Genomic DNA, 20,330 nt, shown 5'->3' with positions numbered 1-20,330 from the left:
GGGACTTGAAAATGGCAACGGAAAAAACGTTAAGAACGTGTGAAAAAGGACATGAATACTACAAAAGTAGCGACTGTCCAACTTGCCCAACTTGCGAGAAAGAAAAGAAGCCGAAAACAGGATTTCTTTCACTTCTTTCATCACCAGCACGAAATGCGCTGCAACATCACGGAATTCAAACGATAGAAGAACTCTCAAAATATAGTGAAAAAGAAATTTTAAAAATGCATGGTATGGGACCAGCGTCTTTGCCGAAGCTTAGGAGGGCTTTGGAGGAGAGTGGGTTATCATTTAAATAAAATGAAATAGTGCTTCTTCACTACTTACTTGTTTATACCACTATTTGTGGACAGTAAAGCTCTTGCTTATTAAAATTTCATTTTAATAATTTTGAATTAGATAAAAGAAAAAAGTAGGAGAATATCTCCTACTTTTTTTACGCTGTTCCAATCTGATCTTGATCTGCCACATCAGAATCAAACGTATTTGTTGCACTAACACCGTTAAACGTATTCACGACAAACCCAACATTAGAAGCTCCAGATCCGTTATAGGCTTTCGTGTTTTCTTTCGGAGATACGTTATAAAAATCTCCTAAGTTGAAAGAGCCGTTACTGTTTTGCACGACGAGATTTCCTACAACCGAAGGCATACCATCCACCTACTTTACTAAGCTTTTTAATTACTATATGAATTATTGTGCGGAAGGTTCATCCGTAATATATTGGCGGATTTGCATAATACGAGAGTTATTAAAAGCATAATCAACATTCCCAATTTGAAAGCAACCAGAATTTAAAAGTGTCCGCAATTCAACGTTATTCACTTCAATAAAAGGACATTCATTTACAATATTTAATTTTACATCTGTCGTTCGTTTTGGAATTGTAATGTGTTCATCTGTAAAGATTTCAAAAGCATCAAAGCGACCTTCTCCCCGTATATAACAAGGAATTTCACGGTGGACGGCAATAGCTCTACTTTTTAATTCCATTTGGTTTGCATCTCCAACTTGAAATACGGCAGTAATCCCTAAAGAAATAATAGAAACATTTTGGACAATGGACACATGATGCAACATAATTTCTCAGTCTCCTTAACCTGGAGTAGGAGCGACATCTGTTACTAATGGTACAAATGGACCCTCTGTAACTGTTTCAAATGGTGTATCGAGAATAGAAGATAGAATGAGGAGATTTGCATCTCCAATTAAAAAGAGTGCGGACGACGATACACCGTTCATTTTAATCTGTCCGACTTTTAACTCACGGTTTACAACGTTAAGGTTCATACATAATTACTCCTTTCGGAAATTTCCTGGTATGTGCTGAATAAAGGAGAGAAAGGCTTTGTCAATATCTTGTTTCATTGCCTGAATAATGATATCTCGTAAATAATCTGGATCTGTTGAAATACCTTCATATGATTGCGCTTGTGATAAATAATAAGGGAGTCGATGCTCCATCTGTTTTTTTATGTCATCCACCATCATTTGTCGATACATTTCATCAAGCGGTGTTCTCTCTTCTTGTTCAAAATGGAGAATACGATTATATGCTTCTTCATCTAAGTATCGATGCATTTCTTGGAGGATACCTTGATAAAAGTCTGGGTTTGTTTCGGTTTCAGGGTTTACCTTTAATGTTTCTGTATCCACTTGAAAATCTTCAATTTGTTGTCCTTTTGCTGAAAATGGGTTTAAACCAATATTTAAAGTACCATTTAAATTTTCGACTTTTAATTGATCGAATTTGTATTCCACTTTTCCTACAGAAGAGGAGGGGCGATTTTTTAATTCGTTAAGCTCTTCTTGGAGTTGGCGCACTTGATCTTCTAAATTCAAGATGGCTGCTTGTTGTGTTTGAAGAGCTTGTTGAAGTTGGTGTAAGTAAGTATATATATCTTGATTCATTTGTGAAACCTCCTTTTCAATAGGGAGGGTAAAAATATTCCTACTATATATTTATGACAAGGATGTCTTAAGAAGAACTAGTTGATGGTTTGATAGAAATAATTTGTCCTTTCGCCTGTAATGGGCGAAGCGGCTCCGTAAATCCGCCCGTATTTGAAAATTTAGATAGGGCTTTAATACTTCCGGCAGTACCAATTTGGAACACAGAAGAGGTTGTAATGCTATCAATTTTAATACTGTTGATGACGATACTTTGGTTTACATAAAAGTTCAATATAATCGCCCCCTTTAAGTTGAACCAATTATCGCTTGATCGACGACATCTGAATCGTTGACAGTCGTTGCACTTTGATAATTGTAGACAGAAACGTTATCTCCAACGTTAAAAGAGCCGGCCCCGGCGAAAGCACGTGAGTAACTAATAGGCCTAATCGCAAATACATCTCCAATATGAAAAATACCACTTGATCCAATATTGACGATACGAATATGTCCGACCATAGCTGGCATACAAAACACCCTTCGTTTTTAAAATTTTCTTTTCTACTATTGTATGGGCGTTTCCAATAAAATGTGTATTTTTTTGAAATAAAAGAAACACACGCATTATTGCGTGTGTGTTTTGAACGTTTGATTAGGGTGTAAATCCGTATGTACATGACAAATTACATTTAAGAGCCTGTCCAGTTCTTGGCTACAATCCACTGTTTTTTGAGAAGTCATTCCATAGCGTTCAGCAAAATAAATCATTTTTTCACGTTTTTTTTCAATCGCTTGCTCAAACATTGAAATCGGCTCCATCTCTAAATGAAATTTTTAGTATATATGTAGTACATATTATACAAAAACTTCATAAAAAAGAAATGCATTCGCTAAAAAAAGTAAAATTTCTACATTTTATGCCAAATGATAAAGGAGTAACGAATCGGATATGAGAAGAATATTGTAAAAATTAGCGTGCATGAGAAGGTTTTTTTCTTGCGGATGCGAATACAATTAAAGTGTATGAGTTGTAGGATGGAGAGTGGAAATATTGCGTTTTGTAACGGCGAAAAAAGAAGAAAAGGTATTTGTAGGTATTGTGGATGAAGAAGAAGAAAAGGTATTACACTTAAGAGAAGCGCAAAGACAAAAAGGGGAAAAGGTTACAATCCCTATTACAATGCTAGAGTGTATTGAAAGAGGGACTGAATGCTTTGAGAAAGTATGTGAAATTGTAAATTGGGCAAAAGAGAACGGGGAAGCGGCGTATTATCCGTTAACAGAGGTGAAAATATTAGCACCGATTCCAAGGCCAAGAAAGAATATTTTGTGCGTTGGAAAAAACTATCGTGAGCATGCGGTAGAAATGGGCGGAGTAGAGTCTATTCCAGAAAATATAATGATCTTTACGAAAGCACCAACAACAGTTATTGGCATAAATGAGCAAATTAATGGTCACCCTCATGCAACGGACGAACTAGATTACGAAGGAGAATTAGCTATCATTATTGGTAAGCGAGGGAAACAAATTAAAAAAGAAAAAGCGCTTGAGCATGTTTTTGGTTATACGATTATCAATGATGTAACAGCTCGAGACATTCAAAGAAAACATAAACAGTTTTTCCTTGGGAAAAGCTTCGATACATTTTGTCCGATGGGACCGTATTTAATTCATAAATCGGTGGTTAATGCGCCGAATTCATTACACATTGAAACGGTAGTAAATGGAGAAGTAAGGCAAACTTCCAACACAAATAAAATGATTTTTCCAATAGAAGAAATTATTTCAACGATAAGTAAAGGAATGACTTTAGAACCAGGCGATATTATCGCAACAGGAACCCCGGCTGGTGTCGGAAAAGGTTTCACACCACCAAAGTTTTTACATGCTGGTGATGAAGTGGTTATTACAGTAGAAGGAATTGGTACTTTGCGAAATGTAGTGAAGTGAAGAAAAGAGCTATCTTGTTAAAAGATAGCTCTTTTTTATGGCCTTGGGTTATAGAGGTAATCGATAACGGAAAAAGTGTAAAGACCAATGAATGCAAGTGTACAAATGCCAAATAGTATAACCGTAAGTGCGCTTTTTTCTCGTCCAAAACCAATGATAGTAAGAATAACAGCAGTCCAAAATGATGCTTTCAGTAGTGTGAATGTAGTAGAAGTTGAGTAGTGAGTAAGCCATGTTGTGGAAAGTAGGAAGCCAAAGAATGTAACTAAAATAAAAGATGTAGCTAAATAGTTAATATGTTTACCATATCTTAATAGCATATCGCACCTCCTTTACGATTTTAAAATACAGAAAATTACAATTTTATCTTAATATAAATGAATATAAAAAGAAAGAGGTTGTCCCAATATGTCGGACAACCTCTCTATCATTACGATAATACAGCTTTAATTTTTTGGAATGCCCACTCTAAATCTTCTTCAGAGATTACTAGAGGTGGTGCGATACGAATTACGTTTTCATGTGTTTCTTTACATAGTAGACCAGCTGCTTTTAGTTGTTCACAGTAAGGACGAGCTGGTTCGTTTAATTCGATACCGATGAATAAACCTTTACCGCGAACTTCAGTGATCATTGGGTTATCAATTTCTTTTAATTGCCCAACTAATTTTTCTCCTAATTGAAGAGAACGCTCTGTTAATTTTTCTTCTTCTAACACTTCAAGAGCTGCGATAGACACAGCACATGCAAGTGGATTACCACCGAATGTAGAACCGTGAGAACCTGGCTCAAATACACCTAAAATGTCACGGTTTGCTGCAACGCAAGAGATCGGGAACACGCCGCCGCCAAGCGCTTTGCCAAGTATGTACATGTCAGGAGTTACATCGTCCCAGTCACAAGCGAATACTTTACCAGTACGGCCTAAGCCAGTTTGGATTTCATCTGCTACGAATAAAACGTTTTCTTTTTTACATACTTCAAAAGCTTCTTTTAAGTAACCAGCTGGTGGGATGTTAATTCCTGCTTCACCTTGAATTGGCTCTAAAATGAATGCTGCTGTGTTTGGTGTAATTGCAGCTTTTAACGCTTCTAAATCACCGTAAGGAATTACAACGATGCCAGGAAGCATTGGACCGAATCCACGCTTGTATTCTTCATTTGAAGACATAGAAACAGAACCCATTGTACGTCCGTGGAAGTTATCTTCACAAACGATGATTTCAGCACGGTTTGCTTCTACTTTCTTCACATCATAAGCCCAGCGACGAACTGTTTTAATTGCAGTTTCAACAGCTTCAGCACCTGTATTCATTGGAAGTACCATTTCTTTATTAGTTAGTTTCGCAACTTTTTCGTACCAAGGACCTAATTGATCGCTATGGAAAGCACGAGAAGTTAACGTAACACGATTAGCTTGGTCAATTAAAGCGTTAATAATTTTCGGGTGACGATGACCTTGGTTTACTGCAGAATATGCACTTAATAAGTCCATATAGCGGTTTCCTTCAGGATCTTCTACCCAAACACCTTCTGCTTTAGAAATAACGATTGGAAGTGGGTGATAGTTATTTGCTCCGTATGTGTCTGTAAGTTCGATAATATCCTTAGTTTGAATCATGATTGTTCCCCCTTTTGTTATTACAAGAAGTTTGTAAATACTCTAAATATTATATCATTTAAATGTAAAAAAGCGAAACATTTCCTGAAAATAAATGAACATGTTATCATATAGAGTGAAAAAGTGTGAAAAGAGGAGGTAAGGGATACGATGGTACATATGCATATTACAGCATGGGCGTTAGGTTTAATTTTATTCTTCGTTGCGTATTCACTTTATTCAGCAGGAAGAAAAGGTAAAGGTGTACATATGGGGCTTCGCCTAATGTATATTATCATTATTGTGACAGGTTTCATGTTGTACATGGGTATTATGAAGACTGCAACAAGTAACATGCACATGTGGTATGGTTTAAAAATGATAGCTGGTATTTTAGTTATCGGTGGAATGGAAATGGTTCTTGTGAAAATGAGCAAGAACAAAGCAACAGGGGCAGTTTGGGGGCTATTTATTGTTGCACTAGTAGCAGTATTTTACCTTGGACTGAAATTACCGATTGGCTGGCAAGTATTCTAATAAAAAATAAAACCACCTTATAATCTCAAAGACTTGGGAGATAAGGTGGTTTTTTACGTTATCCCGTAAACACCAGATTGGTGAAGGTTAATAATTAGTGGGGGTTGCCCCACTAATTAAAGTTTTACTTTATGTCGCATCAATATGCAACTCTTCTCCGTTTACTTTTGTAAAACGGAACATATTTTTATTTGATGTAGTGTGACGAACGAAATGATGCTGCAGTGTACAAATCATTTCTTCGTTATCAAACAAAAGAATATTTACTCCTTCGCGTGACTCCTCTTTCGGTAAGAAAGATAAATAATTATGACAATACATGCAATCATATAAAGAGTAGTGAAGTGATTGCAATGATTCCGTTAATAATGTGAAGACAGAGTCAGGTAATTCCTCCAGCCATTCATTATAGCTAAGAAGTAACTTTTTTCGAATACGTATCATTTCACCGTTTTGCAAATGGTGTTGCTCGTTGGCGATTTGTAATACATCTTGTTCATAGAAACGGGCTGGTAGCCAATTGTTATTATACAAAATTTCAAACCCATCTTCGGCAATATCTTCTAATAAAAACGCTTCATCATTTTCATCATCAAAGAATACCCACTCATTGTTTATATATTCTACATTACCGACTGTATGAGCACGGGGTTGATTATATAAAATATGTTTACGTTGTATCATACACGATTTCTCCTTTATGAAAAGTAGTTATTTCTGTTATAGACAGTTCGTGCATTCTTTATAACTAGACACATCTAGACATAGGTGGGCATACAATAAAACACGTTTTACTGAGTGAAAATGCTATTCCATATGTGGATAGTAGGTTATCGTCAAGTTTTTCATTTTTTAATCCGCACTCTTAGGGTGGGGATTACTGCACGTTCAAGAAAAGAAATAAGATGGAAGGATGATTTATATGTGCGGGATTACAGGATGGGTGGATTATAAACGCTCATTAGAAGGAGAGCGGGACGTCGTTACGAAAATGGCTGAGACGTTAGCGAAGCGTGGCCCAGATGATAATAAAGTTTGGATTAAAGGCAATGTCGCATTTGGGCATAAACGTTTAATCGTTGTGGACCCTGAGGGCGGTAAACAACCGATGACTTGTTTAAAAGATGAAACGAATTACGCCATTTGCTATAACGGTGAACTTTATAACACAGAAGACATTCGAAAGGAATTATTAAGAAGAGGATATACGTTCAAAGGTCATTCTGATACAGAAGTATTATTAGCTTCTTATATTGAATGGAAAGAAGAATGTGTCAGTCATTTAAACGGTATATATGCGTTTGCAGTATGGGACGAACAGAAAGAACAAGTATTTATTGCGAGAGATCGATTAGGTGTAAAGCCACTTTTTTATAAATATGATAGCGGACGCTTATTATTTGGTTCGGAGTTAAAAGCGATATTGTCGCATCCAGATGTGAAGGCGGAAGTAACGTTAGAAGGATTATCAGAAATATTCGGACTCGGACCGTCAAGAACGCCTGGGCACGGTATTTATGCTGGTATAAAAGAATTGCGTCCAGGTCATGCGATGACATTTTCAAAGAACGGTTTATGTATATGGAGATATTGGAATGTAGAAAGTAAAAAACATGAAGACTCTTTTGAAGAAACAGTAGAGAAAACGCGCTTCTTATTACAAGATGCCATTACAAGACAGCTTGTTTCTGATGTACCACTATGTACTTTTTTATCAGGTGGTGTAGATTCGAGCGCTATTACAGCTATCGCAGCGAAAGAATACGAGAGATCAGGAAAAGGGCCATTACACACGTATTCTATTGATTACGAAGATAATGACAAATACTTTAAAGCGAATGCATTCCAGCCAAATTCAGATGCTCCGTTTATTAATTTAATGACTGAGACATTTCAAACAACCCATCATCGCTGCGTCATTTCGAATGAAAAATTAGCAGAGTATTTAACTGAAGCGGTACTCGTTCGTGATTTGCCTGGTATGGCAGATATCGATTCGTCATTATTATGGTTTTGCCGAGAAATTAAACAAGATTTTGTCGTTGGCTTATCTGGAGAATGTGCAGATGAAATATTTGGTGGATATCCGTGGTTTTATAGAGAAGATGATTTACAATCGAGTGCATTTCCGTGGATGCGTTCTACAGAGGCACGTGAACAACTTCTAAAAAAAGAATGGAGAAATAAATTAAATTTACAACAATATGTACAAAGGCGCTATGAAGAGTCGATTCAAGAAGTTCCTATTTTAGAGGGAGAAAGTCCGTTAGAAGCAAAAAGACGTCAATTATTTTATTTAAATATGGTATGGTTTATGACAACATTATTAGACAGAAAAGACCGTATGAGTATGGGGGCGAGCTTAGAAGTACGTGTTCCATTTGCAGATCATCGTCTTGTCGAATATGCGTGGAATATTCCTTGGGAAATGAAAATGTATAAAAACCGCGAAAAAGGTCTATTACGTAAAGCGTTAGAAGATGTACTTCCACATGACATCTTATATAGAAAGAAGAGTCCTTATCCGAAAACTCACAATCCACACTATACAAAAGCAGTAACAGTATGGCTTCAAAGTTTATTAACGGATAAAGGTTCAATTTTACACGAACTGTTTGATAAAGAGCAGTTGAACGAATTGATTCAGTCTGGCGGCAGTGCATTTCAAACACCATGGTTTGGTCAATTGATGACTGGGCCGCAGCTTTTAGCTCATTTAGCACAAATTCACATTTGGTTTAAAGAATATGGGGTAAATATTAAGGAATAACGGAAAAGCGGCTTACAATTATGTAAGTCGCTTTTTATTAAAGAAATTGTCATATAAAATTCAAGATTACCTTGTAAATAATATTTAATTAGAATTATTATTTTGACGTACTTATTATTACTTGTTATAATTGGAAACAAACGTTCTGAAAAGGATTCTCATTTATAAAATTGAGGTGTTATATCGATGACAAAGAAAAAAATAGGTTTACTCGTAATGGCGTATGGAACACCGGAATCATTAGACGATGTAGAGGGATATTATACACATATCCGTCACGGGCGTAAGCCATCAGAAGAAGCGCTTGAAGATTTAATTGGGCGCTATAAAGCGATTGGTGGAATTTCGCCACTTGCAAAAATTACGAAAGAACAGGCGCATAAATTAACAGATTCAATGAATAACATATTTATAGAGTATGAATTTACTTGTTACTTAGGTTTAAAACATATAGCTCCATTTATAGAAGATGCAGTAGAAGAGATGAAGCGTGATAAGATTGGGCAAGCGATTAGTATCGTATTAGCGCCGCATTATTCTACATTTAGCATTAAAGCGTATAATGACCGTGCTATTCGTCTTTCAAAAGAAATCGGTGGTCCTGTTATTGAACCAATTGAACAATGGTATGATGAACCGAAATTTATTTCGTATTGGGCAGACCAAATAAAAGAAACGTTTAAAGAAATTGATGATAAAGAGAAAGCAGTCGTAATTTTTTCAGCACATAGTTTGCCAGAAAAAATTATTGCAGCAGGAGACCCATATGTAGAACAACTAAAGCATACGGCAGATTTAATTGTAGAAGCTGCAAATATTCAAAACTATACAATCGGTTGGCAAAGTGCTGGGAATACTCCGGATCCGTGGATTGGTCCAGATGTGCAAGATTTAACGAAAGATTTATATGAAGAGCATGGGTACGAATATTTCATATATTGCCCAGTTGGTTTTGTAGCGGAGCATTTAGAAGTTTTATATGACAACGATTATGAATGTAAAGTTGTAACGGATGAATTAAATGCCAAATATTTTAGACCAAATATGCCGAATGCGCAATCGGCATTTATCGACTGTTTGGCTGAAATTGTTTCCAAAAAAGTGAAGGAAATAGTTGACAAAGATTTAGTTTTGAATAATAATTAATTTATAATAATTTTAAATAAATAATAATTACTATGAAAGAAAGAGGAGGATCCCCCTAGATGAATCCAAATAATCGCTTAACAACAAACCAAGGTGCTCCAGTTGGAGACAACCAAAATTCTCGTACAGCTGGTCGTCGTGGACCGGTATTATTAGAAGACTATCATTTAGTAGAAAAACTTGCACACTTTGATCGTGAACGTATTCCGGAGCGTGTTGTACATGCACGTGGTGCAGGTGCTCACGGTGTATTCGTAACGAAAAATAGTATGAAGCCATATACGAAAGCTGCATTTTTACAAAATGAAGGAACTGAAACACCTGTATTTGTTCGTTTTTCAACGGTTATTCATGGTCAAGGTTCTCCTGAAACAGCACGTGACCCACGTGGGTTCGCTGTTAAATTTTATACAGAAGAAGGAAACTACGATATCGTAGGTAATCATTTACCAGTTTTCTTCATTCGTGATGCAATTAAATTCCCTGATATGGTACATTCTTTAAAACCAGCACCAGATACGAATATTCAAACGCCAGATCGTTACTGGGATTTCATGACGTTAAGTCCGGAATCTACACATATGATGACATGGGTATTTTCTGATTACGGTACACCAGCAAGTTATCGTGAAATGGAAGGTTTCGGCGTCCATTCATTTAAATGGATTAATGAAGAAGGTAAAATTGTTTATATTAAATACCACTGGAAACCACAGCAAGGTGTACGTAACTTAAATGCGAAAGAAGTGCAAGAGGTACAAGGGAAAGACTTCAATCATGCTACTCGTGACTTGTTCGACGCGATCGAAAAAGGAAATCACCCGAAATGGGATTTACACGTACAAGTTATGCAATTAGATGAAATGGATTCTTTAGACTTTGATCCACTAGATCCAACGAAAGTATGGCCAGAAGATCGCTTCCCGTTAATTGAAGTAGGGACAATGACATTAAATCGTAATCCGAAAAACTTCTTTGCAGAAGTAGAACAAGTAGCGTTCTCTCCAAGTGCAACTGTAAATGGTATTGAGCCATCGGAAGATAAATTATTACAAGGTCGTTTATTCTCTTACCCAGATACACAACGTTATCGTCTTGGTGCAAATTACTTGCAAATTCCTGTAAACTGCCCATACGCAGCTGTTTATAATCAACAACGTGATGGTGCGATGCAAGTGAATCAAAACCCATCTACAATCAACTATGAACCTAGTCGTCATGCTGAAAATCCAGTTGAAGACAAAGCTTACCGCGATTCAACTATGAAAGTAGAAGGCTATGTATCTCGTGAAAAAATTGAGAAACCAAATGACTTCAAACAAGCAGGTGAGCGTTACCGTTCATTCTCTAAAGAAGAGCAAGATAACTTAATTGCAAACTTAACAAATGATCTAAAAGACGTAAATGAACGCACAAAATTATTAGCTGTTTGTAACTTCTTCCGTGCAGATCAAGAATACGGTATGCGTTTAGCGCAGGCATTAAATGTTGATATTACGCAATATGTAGGAAATGCTCCGAAATAAATAGGAAAAGACGACCGGGCTTCGGTCGTCTTTTTTGTGTGTAAATTTATGCCGGGGTATTTTTCATCTTCTTCATGTCAGAATTTGTTGGTAAATTGATATGTTGTGTCGAACCGTTGATATATTGAAAGAAACAATCGATATATTTGAAAAATCGTTGATATATCCAAAAAAACGTTGATATATTTACAGTTATACTAGGTGGGGTATGTTGCCTCGTGCGCAAAAAAAGGGATGCAATCTATTAGTAATAGATTGCATCCCTTTTTAGTTTGCTCGCTCTGCATGTTCATAAGCCTTCTCACCATGCATTGAAATATCAAGACCCATGTGTTCTTCGTGTTCATCTACTCGAACAGGGAGGAAGAAGTTGATCGCTTTAATAATGGCATACGTCATGATGATTGTGAATGCATATGTTGCGCCAATCGCTATAAGTTGTTTAAACAGTAACGCGGCGTTTCCGTAAAACAATCCGTTCGCACCATCCCCGTTTACGGTAGTAGTTGCAAATAGTCCTGTTGCAATACCGCCCCAAGTTCCTCCGATGCCGTGGCATCCAAAGGCATCAAGTGTATCGTCATACCCAAATTTTGTTTTTAAGAAGAAAACGGCGCCAAAGCATAATATGCCACCAATTGCTCCGATAAGAAGGGCGGAGAAAGGTGTAACGAACCCGCAAGCTGGTGTAATAGCGACTAGACCAGAAACAACTCCGCAAGCAGCTCCCATCGCGGTCGGTTTTGATTGGAAGAACCATTCAGAAAGCATCCAAGTTAGAGCGGCGGCAGCGGCGGCTATATTTGTATTAATAAATGCAGTTAAAGCTACATCATTTAAGGATAATGCGCTGCCGACGTTAAAACCGAACCAACCAAACCATAATAAACCGGCGCCTAACATTGTAAATGGCAAATGGTGAGGAGAAGGGCCATTTATGTTTTTTCGTTTTCCAAGGAAAATAGCTAATACAAGGCCGGCAACTCCGGAAGTGATGTGAACGACGTTTCCGCCAGCGAAGTCTAGTGCGCCAAGTTCCCTTAGCCACCCACCAACGCCCCATACCCAATGAGCGACAGGATTGTAAACGATTGTTGTCCATAGAAGGATAAAAATAAGAAAGGCAGAAAATCGCATTCTTTCAGCAAATGCACCTGAAATTAAAGCTGGAGTTAAAATGGCGAACATGAGTTGAAACATCATGAATAAATTGTGAGGAATAGTGGATGAGTAGTCTGGATTTGGTGCGTAGGTAACTCCATTTAGACCGAACCAATCAAGTGTACCGATAAGCCCGTGCCAATCTGGTCCGAATGATAAAGAATAGCCGAAAACGATCCATTGAATCGAAACGATAGCCATTGCGCTATAACTATGCATCGTTGTACTGAGTACGTTTTTGCTGCGAACCATACCTCCATAAAAAAGTGCCAATCCTGGCGTCATCAACATGACCATTACTGTCGTCACAAACATAAAAACCGTATCTCCCATATTCATGATCTCTCCTCCTGAAATGTTAGAAAAAATAACATCTATTTGTTATGTTTCATATCATATTCGAAATTAAACCAAAAATCAACTAAAAATTCAGAAAATTATATGCATGATGTCATGAAACCTAACATGAATTATTTTGTTAGGATTAAAATCGAAATATGCGTTTCATTCGGATAATTGGTATAATATTCTTACAATTAAAAAAGCTTGGGGGATGCGTGTGGGAAAAATACGGACTAGGAAACTATTCATTTGTTTTTGCTTAGCTGTTGTTTTGTTTGTACCAATACATACTTTTGCAGACGAAAAAAGAGAGTGGCGAGATGAAGTTATATACTCCATTATGATTGATCGCTTCAATAATGGAGAACCGAAAAATGACAAGCAGTTAGAAGTTGGTAATTTAGAAGGGTATCAAGGCGGGGATATAAGAGGAATTATAAAAAGGTTGGATTACATAAAAGAAATGGGTTTTACTACCGTTATGCTTTCGCCACTTTTTGAAAGTGGAAAGTACGATGGATTAGACGTGCGAAATTTTAAAAAGGTAAATGAACATTTCGGGACAGACAATGATGTGAAAGAACTTGTAAAAGAAGCTCATGCAAAAGGAATGAAAGTTGTATTTCAATTTCCGCTTGGAGAAAACGAACAACAGGTAATTGACGCAATGAAATGGTGGATAAAAGAAGTTGATTTAGACGGAAGTTATGTTATACAGAGTGAAAAAAAGCCGCGTTCCTTTTGGGATAACGCGCAAAAAGATATGCAAGTGATAAAGAAAGATTTTCGTATTATGACAAAGGAGGATAGCGAATACAACGAAAAAATAGTAGAGTCGTTTTCTAAAGCAGATGTATCGGTGAAATCGTTATACGATGTGAGTAAAAAAGAAGGAGAATTTGTTACGTTCTTAGATAATCAAGAAACAAAAAGATATGCGCGTATTGCAAAAGAACATATGTATTATCCGCCATCACGTTTAAAACTGGCGCTTACTTATTTGTTAACATCACCTGGAATTCCGAATTTTTATTACGGAACTGAAATTGCATTAGATGGAGGAAGTGTACCCGATAATAGACGATTAATGGATTTTAAGTCAGACGAAAAGTTTATGCAACACATAACAAAACTAGGTGAATTTAGGCAGGCGAGACCGTCTTTACGACGCGGTACGTTTGAGCTTCTGTATGATAAGAGCGGGATGAGCATACTAAAACGAAAATATAAAGATGAAGTAACTTTAGTAGCAATTAATAATACGAAAGAAACACAAAAAGTCTCCTTACCTGCAAGTGCAATTGGTGAAAAACAAGAGTTAAGAGGATTGTTGCAGGATGAAATTATAAGAGAGGAAAACGGAAAATTTTATCTCGTTTTAAAGCGTGAAGAATCAAACGTGTATAAAGTTAAAGGAGAAACAGGTGTGAATTGGTTATTTATCTCCTTAATCGTTGGGGTGAATGTATTATTTATTGCGTTTTTAATTGCAGTTAAAAGGAAGCGTAGATGAGAAGTTGCTGGCTCTATGTTCATGTCTTCTTATTGTATATGTAAGTTTGTTCGGTGGCGCGATAGTATTTATTCTGTTGATATGAAATTTCTTAAGAGAAACGATGTGAGAATGAAAACGTCCCTAGTGAGAGGAGGGCCAGGTTAGGAAGGGGATGTTCTTCCTAACCTGTTTTTTGTGTTAGCACCGATAGGGAAGAATCTTTGAAACAATCAATAATTGTAACTATATTAATTTTACGTTACATTAAAAGTTAGAGAATACTCTTATACTAATACAGTGCTAAATAGTAGGTGGAAAATGGAATTTTACGATTTGGGTATTACCATTAAAGAGCTTAGAATTAAAAAAAATATATCACAATCCGAATTATGTCATGGAATATGTTCGCAAAGTCAAATTAGCAAAATAGAAAAAGGTGTGATTTATCCATCTAGTATATTGTTATATCAATTATCAGAAAGACTTGGTATTGACCCAAATAATATATTTGCATTAACTCAAAACAAAAAACTAAAATATGTAGAAAATGTAAAATGCGTAATAAAAGATTGCTTAAAGCAAAAACAATATAATGAACTTTATGAAATCGTGAAAAAAGAGAAAGATGAAAGGAATTTCCAGGCAAAAGAAGATGAACAATTTCTCCTATGGCATGAAGCAATTGCTATATTTGAGGCGAACAGATCCATAAAAACTGCTTTAAAGCTTTTAAATAATGCATTAAAACTAACTTTAACCAATGTTGATTTTTTATCAGAAAGAGAAATAGATATTATGCAGACAATGTCTATATTTTATGCGGAAAATAAAGAATATGATAAAAGTATTACTATATTAAGAAGGTGTTTAACTAATTTTAATAAGTTAGATTTTCCGAGAGATAAAGCGATTAAATTAAAAATCATTTTTAATTTAGCGAAATGTTTAGGTATGACCTATCAATATGAAGAGGCAGTAAAATACATTGATAAAGGAATCAAATTAGCTATTAATCTAAATACTTTATACTTATTAGGTGAACTTTACTATTTAAAGGGATGGAATTTATTAAGATTTAAACAACAGAATGAAGAAGATATTGCAAATAACATGAAAAAAGCATTATTTATATTTGAACTAACAGAAAAAGAAAATCTGATAAAAATGGTTAAAGAAAAATATTTTGAAAACCAAAATGAAAAAAGCCACTCATAATTCATTTGGGGATTACTTGAAATATAATAGAACCTACAGGGAAAATCCCTGTAGGTTCTAAACTTATAAACTTTCTTCTAAAATATTAGTGTTTAATATAAATTTTTGAATAAGAGTTTACTTAGTGTACTTTTTATTTTGAAGTCTGCATCTTTATTAACCATTTATGCTTCTTTTTAACTCCATCCAAATATAATTAAAATTAAGATGGTTCAAGTCGGAGGAAGGCGCTTTGAGGTGTCTTTTTTTATGACTTTTATCATTAACTATTTAATGTTTTTTTAAATGATTACATGACATAGTTTTTTTGTACCAAGCTTTGTTGATACAGTTAGACTTATCCGTTAGTGAATTCGCATTATTAGAACATCCTACAGTATTTAGGGAGAATGTGGCCAATAAAAACCATAATATTAATTTCTTCATATAACCACTTCTAACTCTTTTTTAATTAACATTTTTTAAGTTCCTTATTAATTTTACATTACATTAAAGGTTGGGAAATATTCTTATACTCATAAATTGTTACGTTTTGACGGGGAGAGGAATTATGAGTTACAGCGATTTTTAAGATGACTTTGGCCTAGGATGTAATTACTAAGAAAAGTAATTCAAATCGAAGGGAAAACGTCTTAAGTTGTCTTTTTCTTATTTTCCATAAGGTCTGCTAAATACATGTATGAAACAAATTCTACAATAAGGCCTAGTTTGATCATGCGGTCATTTGTAAAGTGCTCGTATGGTTAGACTTTGTTCACTTAGCAAATTTCACCGCATATACCATTTTTCTATGGTTTGTTCTCGTAATATTGTCTCTACAAGACAAAAAAGAAAACTCCTCTAATTAAGAGGAGTTTTCTTTTTAGCGGTAGTTAATGAACTGTACGTCGATTGGTAAATCAGCGCTACGAACAGCTGCGATTACTGCTTGTAAGTCATCACGGCTTTTTGCTGTAACACGTACTTGATCATCTTGTACTTGTGTTTTTACTTTTAATTTCATTTCTTTAATGATGTTGTTAATTTTTTTCGCGTTATCTTTATCGATACCTTGTTGAAGTGTTGCGCGTTGGCGAACAGTGTTGCCAGTTGCAGCTTCAACTTTTCCGTAATCTAAGTTCTTAATTGGAACGTTACGTTTTACAAGTTTAGAGATAAGAACGTCTTTTACTTGCTCTAATTTAAACTCGTCATCAGAAGTTAAAACAAGTACTTCTTTTTCTAATTTAATATCACTTTTACTTCCTTTAAAGTCATATCGGTTTTGGATTTCTTTTAATGCGATATTAATTGCGTTTGTTACTTCAGGTAATTCTACTTTCGAAACGATGTCAAAAGAACTATCTTTTGCCATAGTTAGCACCTCCAAATAAATTTCTAATCTTGTTATGTACTGTACATACTAAAGTATAGCTGAAAACGAGTCTAGACTTAAGTGTTTTCGTACTTATATTCATGTAACCTCATTTTATTATAGTGAATTTTGGGCAGTTGGACAAATATAGGAAAAATCATGTTATAATTAACTTTTGTTTGGAATGATAAAAAAGATAATTTTATATATATAGAAGGGAATTAAAAAATATGTATTTGCAAATAGGATCGATTGAACAGGTAACTGTTTTACGCGAAACGGAAATCGGATATATGGTTGGGAATGAAGAAGAAGAAATTTTCCTACATAAAAACGAAGTAGCTGGAGAAATTGAAGAAGGCGATACGATTGATGTATTCTTATACCTTGATCACCAAAATCGTATTTCAGCAACAATGAAGGAACCAATTATTACAACTTATGATTGGAACTGGGTAAAGGTTGTAGAAGTTATTCCTAGTTTAGGTGTGTTTGTTGATATTGGTGTGTCAAAAGATATACTAATTCCAGCTGATGAGTTCCCGATTTATATGCCAGTATGGCCAGAAGTAGGCGACGAATTATATTGTACGTTAAAATTAACGAATCGTGATCGTTTAATTGCTCTTCCGGCAAGAGACAGTGATATGCAAGAAATTATCGTAGATGCAACGCCATCTATGCGTAATAAAAACGTAAATGGACGTGTATATCGTTCACTTCAAGTTGGTTCATTCATACTAACGGATGAGCATTTCCGTGCCTTCTTACACCATACAGAAAGAAAAGAACAAGTCCGCATCGGTCAGCGTGTAACAGGACGTATTATTGACGTAAAAGATGACGGTACAATTAACATTTCACTTCTTCCTCGTAAAGAAGAAGGAATGGAAGACGATGCTGCAGTAATTTATGCATATATGGAAGAACGAGGCGGAGCAATGCCGTTTTGGGATAAGAGCCATCCAGAAGATATTAAAGAACGCTTTAACATGAGTAAAGCTGCATTTAAGCGTGCACTTGGTAAGTTGATGAAAGAAGAAAAGGTTTACCAAGAAGAAGGTTGGACTTACTTTAAGAAATAAGATGAAAGATTAAAAAGCGCACCCTTATCTAAAAAGATAAGGGTGTGCTTTTTTTAATTTCCTTGCGGAGAAACAAGAGTAAACGTATCTTTCAAATCACTATCATTTATTTTAATATTTGCCTTTTTTAATTCCTCTTGTAACAATTTTTTGCTGAATATAGAATCAGCAGTACGTTCTTCCTCTAAGTTTTTGCGAATAGAGTTTTTTACTTCATCGTAAGGTTTTAAATCTTTTTTATCAGTTAATTTAATAACGTGATAACCGTTTGATGATTTTACGGGGTTGCTAATTTGTCCAACATTTAGTTTGTAGGCAGCCGTTTCGAATTCAGGAGCCATTGTACCTGAATTGAAGTATCCAAGGTCTCCGCCTTTATCTTTTGATAGTAGATCTTGTGATTCTTGTTTTGCTAATTCTTCAAATGAAGCACCAGCATCTAGTTTACTCTTTATTTCTTTCGCTTCATTTTCGTCACTTACTAAAATGTGACTCGCTTTAATTTCTGGCTTATAGTGGTCTTTTACATCTTTCTCTGTAATGCTTTTCTTAATCGCTTCATTCATAGCAAGTTTGAACTTAATTTGATTTTTAAAATCCTCTTCATCTTTTAAACCATTATTTTCTAATACTTTTTTGAATTGATCTCCATATTGTTTTTTTACTTTTTCTACTTCTTTATTTACCTCTTCATCAGATACTTTATATTTTTTTGTGATGACGTCTTGTGCCATCATTTCGTATAGCATGTCTTTTCCGTAACGATCTTTCAATTGTTTTTCGAAGTTATCCTTTGTAATGGTCGAGTCTGTTGCTGTAGCGACTGTAGCTGAGCCGTTTTTTTGTCCGCAAGCAGATAACATCAATATACTTATTAGTGCAGTAATAATGAAAATATGTTTCCCTCTCATGCCAACACCTCATCCGAATATGTTATCGCTATTGTAGAATATAGAAGTGAACATGAAGTGAATTTTTAATGTTTTTTTCCTTTAAAATGTAAAAAAGTACATCAACATAATTGTTGATGTACGATGGAATCAAAGGTGATCGGTCTTTTTAGAGTATGCACGTTTACCTTGCTCTATATTTTTTTGTTCTTGCTCATTTTTTTGTGTGCGTTTTGCGTTATTATCGCGTGCTTTTTTGTCGTTATCACTCGTATGTGGCATATGTATCAACTCCATTTCTAAACGTTGTACGTTTATCATTTCCTTTTTCGTAAAGACTATGTATAGCGGTGCATTTATGAAGGGTAAAGGTGGATTCCAAATGGATTTGAAGTTGAATTATACTGAACTTATAAAGAAGTTAATCGTTGTAATCATCGCAGGTTTATTAAACGCGATTGGGATGAATTTATTTTTAACGCCAGCAAAAGTGTATGCGAGCGGCTTTGCTGGATTGTCTCAATTATTATCACAAATATTAGGTGATTTTTTATCGATTCACATATCTACGGGAGTATTGTTTAGCTTATTTAATATTCCTGTCGTTATTTTAGCGTGGAAAAAGGTTGGAAAGGCCTTCACCTTTTTCAGTTTTCTTTGTGTTATATTTATGACTCTGTTTCTAGAAATTATCCCTGTTAGAGCGGTTTCGAATGATATCATATTAAATGCGATTTTTGGCGGAATTATTTCGGCAATTGGAGTAGGGATTGCTTTAAAGTGGGGTGCTTCTACAGGCGGATTAGATATTATTGCCATGATTTTATCAAAAATAAAAGATAAGCCTGTCGGTACATACTTTTTCTTTTTTAATGCAATTATCATTATCGCTGCTGGCTATGTATATGGATGGGAAAAAGCGTTGTATACGCTAGTGACTTTATATGTGTCAACGAGAATTATTGATGCAATTCATACTCGTCATGTAAAGATTACAGCATTAATTGTTACGAAGAATGGGGCAGACGTAAGAAAGGCGATTCACTCGCGATTAGTAAGAGGGATTACAACGATACCAGCAACAGGTGCTTATACGAATGAAAATAAAGAAATGTTAATGATGGTTATTACCCGTTACGAGTTATACGAATTAGAGAGGATTATTAAACAAGTGGACCCAGGTGCATTTACAAATATACTGCAAACAGTTGGGGTGTTCGGATTGTTTCGGAAAGATTAAAGAGGACCAAAGTTGGTATTATCCCCTATAGGTAGACAGTAAAAAAAGAGTCCATCTGATATGATGGACTCAATACTGTTTTATCTGGAGGGGATTTTTTTATGGCAAGAAAAGGACAATCATT

24 protein-coding genes are annotated in these 20,330 nt (G+C 35.4%); 10 read left to right on the top strand and 14 right to left on the bottom strand.

The genetic code is table 11. The features are described 5' to 3' along the window. Positions 1 to 11: 11 nt before the first annotated feature. Positions 12 to 299, top strand: a complete 288-nt coding sequence (locus tag MR143_RS25745) for an RNA polymerase alpha subunit C-terminal domain-containing protein (RefSeq protein ID WP_000179952.1) — start codon at positions 12 to 14, stop codon at positions 297 to 299. Between the two features lie 137 nt (positions 300 to 436). Here MR143_RS25745 and gerPF read toward each other — a convergent pair whose 3' ends face one another. The 7 genes from gerPF to MR143_RS25710 all read right to left on the bottom strand — a co-directional run bounded on the left by gerPF (position 437) and on the right by MR143_RS25710 (position 2,698). Then, the gene (gerPF, locus tag MR143_RS25740; protein WP_001141566.1) at positions 437 to 652 is read right to left on the bottom strand and encodes a spore germination protein GerPF; all 216 of its coding nucleotides are present in this window, start codon (positions 650 to 652) and stop codon (positions 437 to 439) included. Positions 653 to 694: 42 nt separating this feature from the next. Continuing rightward, positions 695 to 1,081: a spore germination protein GerPE gene (locus MR143_RS25735; protein ID WP_000902323.1), complete on the bottom strand. Its 387-nt coding sequence runs from the start codon at positions 1,079 to 1,081 to the stop codon at positions 695 to 697. Between the two features lie 15 nt (positions 1,082 to 1,096). Further along, entirely contained in the window at positions 1,097 to 1,291 is a 195-nt protein-coding gene (gene gerPD, locus MR143_RS25730; protein WP_001052806.1) for a spore germination protein GerPD, read from the bottom strand. Positions 1,292 to 1,297: 6 nt separating this feature from the next. Then, on the bottom strand, positions 1,298 to 1,912 hold the full coding sequence (gerPC, locus tag MR143_RS25725) for a spore germination protein GerPC (RefSeq protein WP_001070760.1): 615 nt from the start codon (positions 1,910 to 1,912) through the stop codon (positions 1,298 to 1,300). 67 nt (positions 1,913 to 1,979) lie between these two features. Beyond that, on the bottom strand, positions 1,980 to 2,186 hold the full coding sequence (gene gerPB, locus MR143_RS25720; RefSeq protein WP_001012516.1) for a spore germination protein GerPB: 207 nt from the start codon (positions 2,184 to 2,186) through the stop codon (positions 1,980 to 1,982). Positions 2,187 to 2,200: 14 nt separating this feature from the next. Beyond that, positions 2,201 to 2,422, bottom strand: a complete 222-nt coding sequence (gene gerPA, locus MR143_RS25715) for a spore germination protein GerPA (RefSeq protein ID WP_001111188.1) — start codon at positions 2,420 to 2,422, stop codon at positions 2,201 to 2,203. Positions 2,423 to 2,518: 96 nt separating this feature from the next. Then, positions 2,519 to 2,698 (bottom strand): aspartyl-phosphate phosphatase Spo0E family protein, encoded by a 180-nt coding sequence (locus MR143_RS25710; RefSeq protein ID WP_000462841.1) that lies wholly within the window; start codon positions 2,696 to 2,698, stop codon positions 2,519 to 2,521. A gap of 247 nt (positions 2,699 to 2,945) precedes the next feature. Here MR143_RS25710 and MR143_RS25705 point away from each other — a divergent pair, with 247 nt between their 5' ends. Further along, on the top strand, positions 2,946 to 3,845 hold the full coding sequence (locus tag MR143_RS25705) for a fumarylacetoacetate hydrolase family protein (RefSeq protein WP_001213073.1): 900 nt from the start codon (positions 2,946 to 2,948) through the stop codon (positions 3,843 to 3,845). A 35-nt stretch (positions 3,846 to 3,880) separates the two neighbouring features. Here MR143_RS25705 and MR143_RS25700 read toward each other — a convergent pair whose 3' ends face one another. Continuing rightward, on the bottom strand, positions 3,881 to 4,165 hold the full coding sequence (locus tag MR143_RS25700; RefSeq protein ID WP_000926865.1) for a hypothetical protein: 285 nt from the start codon (positions 4,163 to 4,165) through the stop codon (positions 3,881 to 3,883). Between the two features lie 110 nt (positions 4,166 to 4,275). Further along, positions 4,276 to 5,466: an ornithine aminotransferase gene (gene rocD, locus MR143_RS25695; RefSeq protein ID WP_000616657.1), complete on the bottom strand. Its 1,191-nt coding sequence runs from the start codon at positions 5,464 to 5,466 to the stop codon at positions 4,276 to 4,278. Between the two features lie 150 nt (positions 5,467 to 5,616). On the opposite strand from rocD, the gene MR143_RS25690 reads away from it, so the two are divergent. Then, positions 5,617 to 5,982: a YisL family protein gene (locus tag MR143_RS25690; protein ID WP_000233490.1), complete on the top strand. Its 366-nt coding sequence runs from the start codon at positions 5,617 to 5,619 to the stop codon at positions 5,980 to 5,982. Between the two features lie 129 nt (positions 5,983 to 6,111). On the opposite strand, the gene MR143_RS25685 is transcribed toward MR143_RS25690, so the two are convergent. Continuing rightward, positions 6,112 to 6,666 carry a DUF2777 domain-containing protein gene (locus MR143_RS25685; RefSeq protein WP_000616044.1) on the bottom strand — a complete coding sequence of 185 codons (555 nt, stop codon included), beginning with the start codon at positions 6,664 to 6,666 and terminating at the stop codon, positions 6,112 to 6,114. Positions 6,667 to 6,904: 238 nt separating this feature from the next. On the opposite strand from MR143_RS25685, the gene asnB reads away from it, so the two are divergent. The 3 genes from asnB to katB all read left to right on the top strand — a co-directional run bounded on the left by asnB (position 6,905) and on the right by katB (position 11,424). Further along, positions 6,905 to 8,752: an asparagine synthase (glutamine-hydrolyzing) gene (gene asnB, locus MR143_RS25680; protein ID WP_089149404.1), complete on the top strand. Its 1,848-nt coding sequence runs from the start codon at positions 6,905 to 6,907 to the stop codon at positions 8,750 to 8,752. A gap of 186 nt (positions 8,753 to 8,938) precedes the next feature. Further along, positions 8,939 to 9,898, top strand: coding sequence for a ferrochelatase (hemH, locus tag MR143_RS25675; RefSeq protein WP_199717716.1), 960 nt, complete (start codon positions 8,939 to 8,941; stop codon positions 9,896 to 9,898). Positions 9,899 to 9,957: 59 nt separating this feature from the next. Further along, entirely contained in the window at positions 9,958 to 11,424 is a 1,467-nt protein-coding gene (katB, locus tag MR143_RS25670; protein ID WP_001069163.1) for a catalase KatB, read from the top strand. Positions 11,425 to 11,691: 267 nt separating this feature from the next. On the opposite strand, the gene MR143_RS25665 is transcribed toward katB, so the two are convergent. Continuing rightward, on the bottom strand, positions 11,692 to 12,924 hold the full coding sequence (locus MR143_RS25665; protein WP_199717715.1) for an ammonium transporter: 1,233 nt from the start codon (positions 12,922 to 12,924) through the stop codon (positions 11,692 to 11,694). A 214-nt stretch (positions 12,925 to 13,138) separates the two neighbouring features. Here MR143_RS25665 and MR143_RS25660 point away from each other — a divergent pair, with 214 nt between their 5' ends. Both MR143_RS25660 and MR143_RS25655 read left to right on the top strand, forming a co-directional pair. Continuing rightward, positions 13,139 to 14,440: an alpha-amylase family glycosyl hydrolase gene (locus tag MR143_RS25660; protein WP_242281072.1), complete on the top strand. Its 1,302-nt coding sequence runs from the start codon at positions 13,139 to 13,141 to the stop codon at positions 14,438 to 14,440. 300 nt (positions 14,441 to 14,740) lie between these two features. Beyond that, positions 14,741 to 15,637, top strand: a complete 897-nt coding sequence (locus MR143_RS25655) for a helix-turn-helix domain-containing protein (protein ID WP_242281071.1) — start codon at positions 14,741 to 14,743, stop codon at positions 15,635 to 15,637. A gap of 862 nt (positions 15,638 to 16,499) precedes the next feature. On the opposite strand, the gene MR143_RS25650 is transcribed toward MR143_RS25655, so the two are convergent. Continuing rightward, positions 16,500 to 16,991, bottom strand: a complete 492-nt coding sequence (locus MR143_RS25650) for a YajQ family cyclic di-GMP-binding protein (RefSeq protein ID WP_001040149.1) — start codon at positions 16,989 to 16,991, stop codon at positions 16,500 to 16,502. A gap of 230 nt (positions 16,992 to 17,221) precedes the next feature. Here MR143_RS25650 and MR143_RS25645 point away from each other — a divergent pair, with 230 nt between their 5' ends. After that, a complete protein-coding gene (locus MR143_RS25645) occupies positions 17,222 to 18,076 on the top strand; it encodes a CvfB family protein (RefSeq protein ID WP_000281260.1) in 855 nt (284 codons plus the stop codon). Between the two features lie 53 nt (positions 18,077 to 18,129). Here MR143_RS25645 and prsA read toward each other — a convergent pair whose 3' ends face one another. Both prsA and MR143_RS25635 read right to left on the bottom strand, forming a co-directional pair. Next, a complete protein-coding gene (gene prsA, locus MR143_RS25640; RefSeq protein ID WP_199717714.1) occupies positions 18,130 to 18,987 on the bottom strand; it encodes a peptidylprolyl isomerase PrsA in 858 nt (285 codons plus the stop codon). 129 nt (positions 18,988 to 19,116) lie between these two features. Then, positions 19,117 to 19,248: a DUF3941 domain-containing protein gene (locus MR143_RS25635; RefSeq protein ID WP_001120850.1), complete on the bottom strand. Its 132-nt coding sequence runs from the start codon at positions 19,246 to 19,248 to the stop codon at positions 19,117 to 19,119. A 100-nt stretch (positions 19,249 to 19,348) separates the two neighbouring features. On the opposite strand from MR143_RS25635, the gene MR143_RS25630 reads away from it, so the two are divergent. Further along, entirely contained in the window at positions 19,349 to 20,206 is an 858-nt protein-coding gene (locus MR143_RS25630; RefSeq protein ID WP_000364431.1) for a YitT family protein, read from the top strand. The last annotated feature ends 124 nt before the right edge of the window (positions 20,207 to 20,330 follow it).

It is taken from the genome of Bacillus cereus group sp. BfR-BA-01347 (genome assembly GCF_022663835.1).
Classification (GTDB): domain Bacteria; phylum Bacillota; class Bacilli; order Bacillales; family Bacillaceae_G; genus Bacillus_A; species Bacillus_A thuringiensis_K.
Note: the sequence above shows the minus strand (reverse complement) of the source record. Positions and strands in the feature narration are given on the sequence as shown.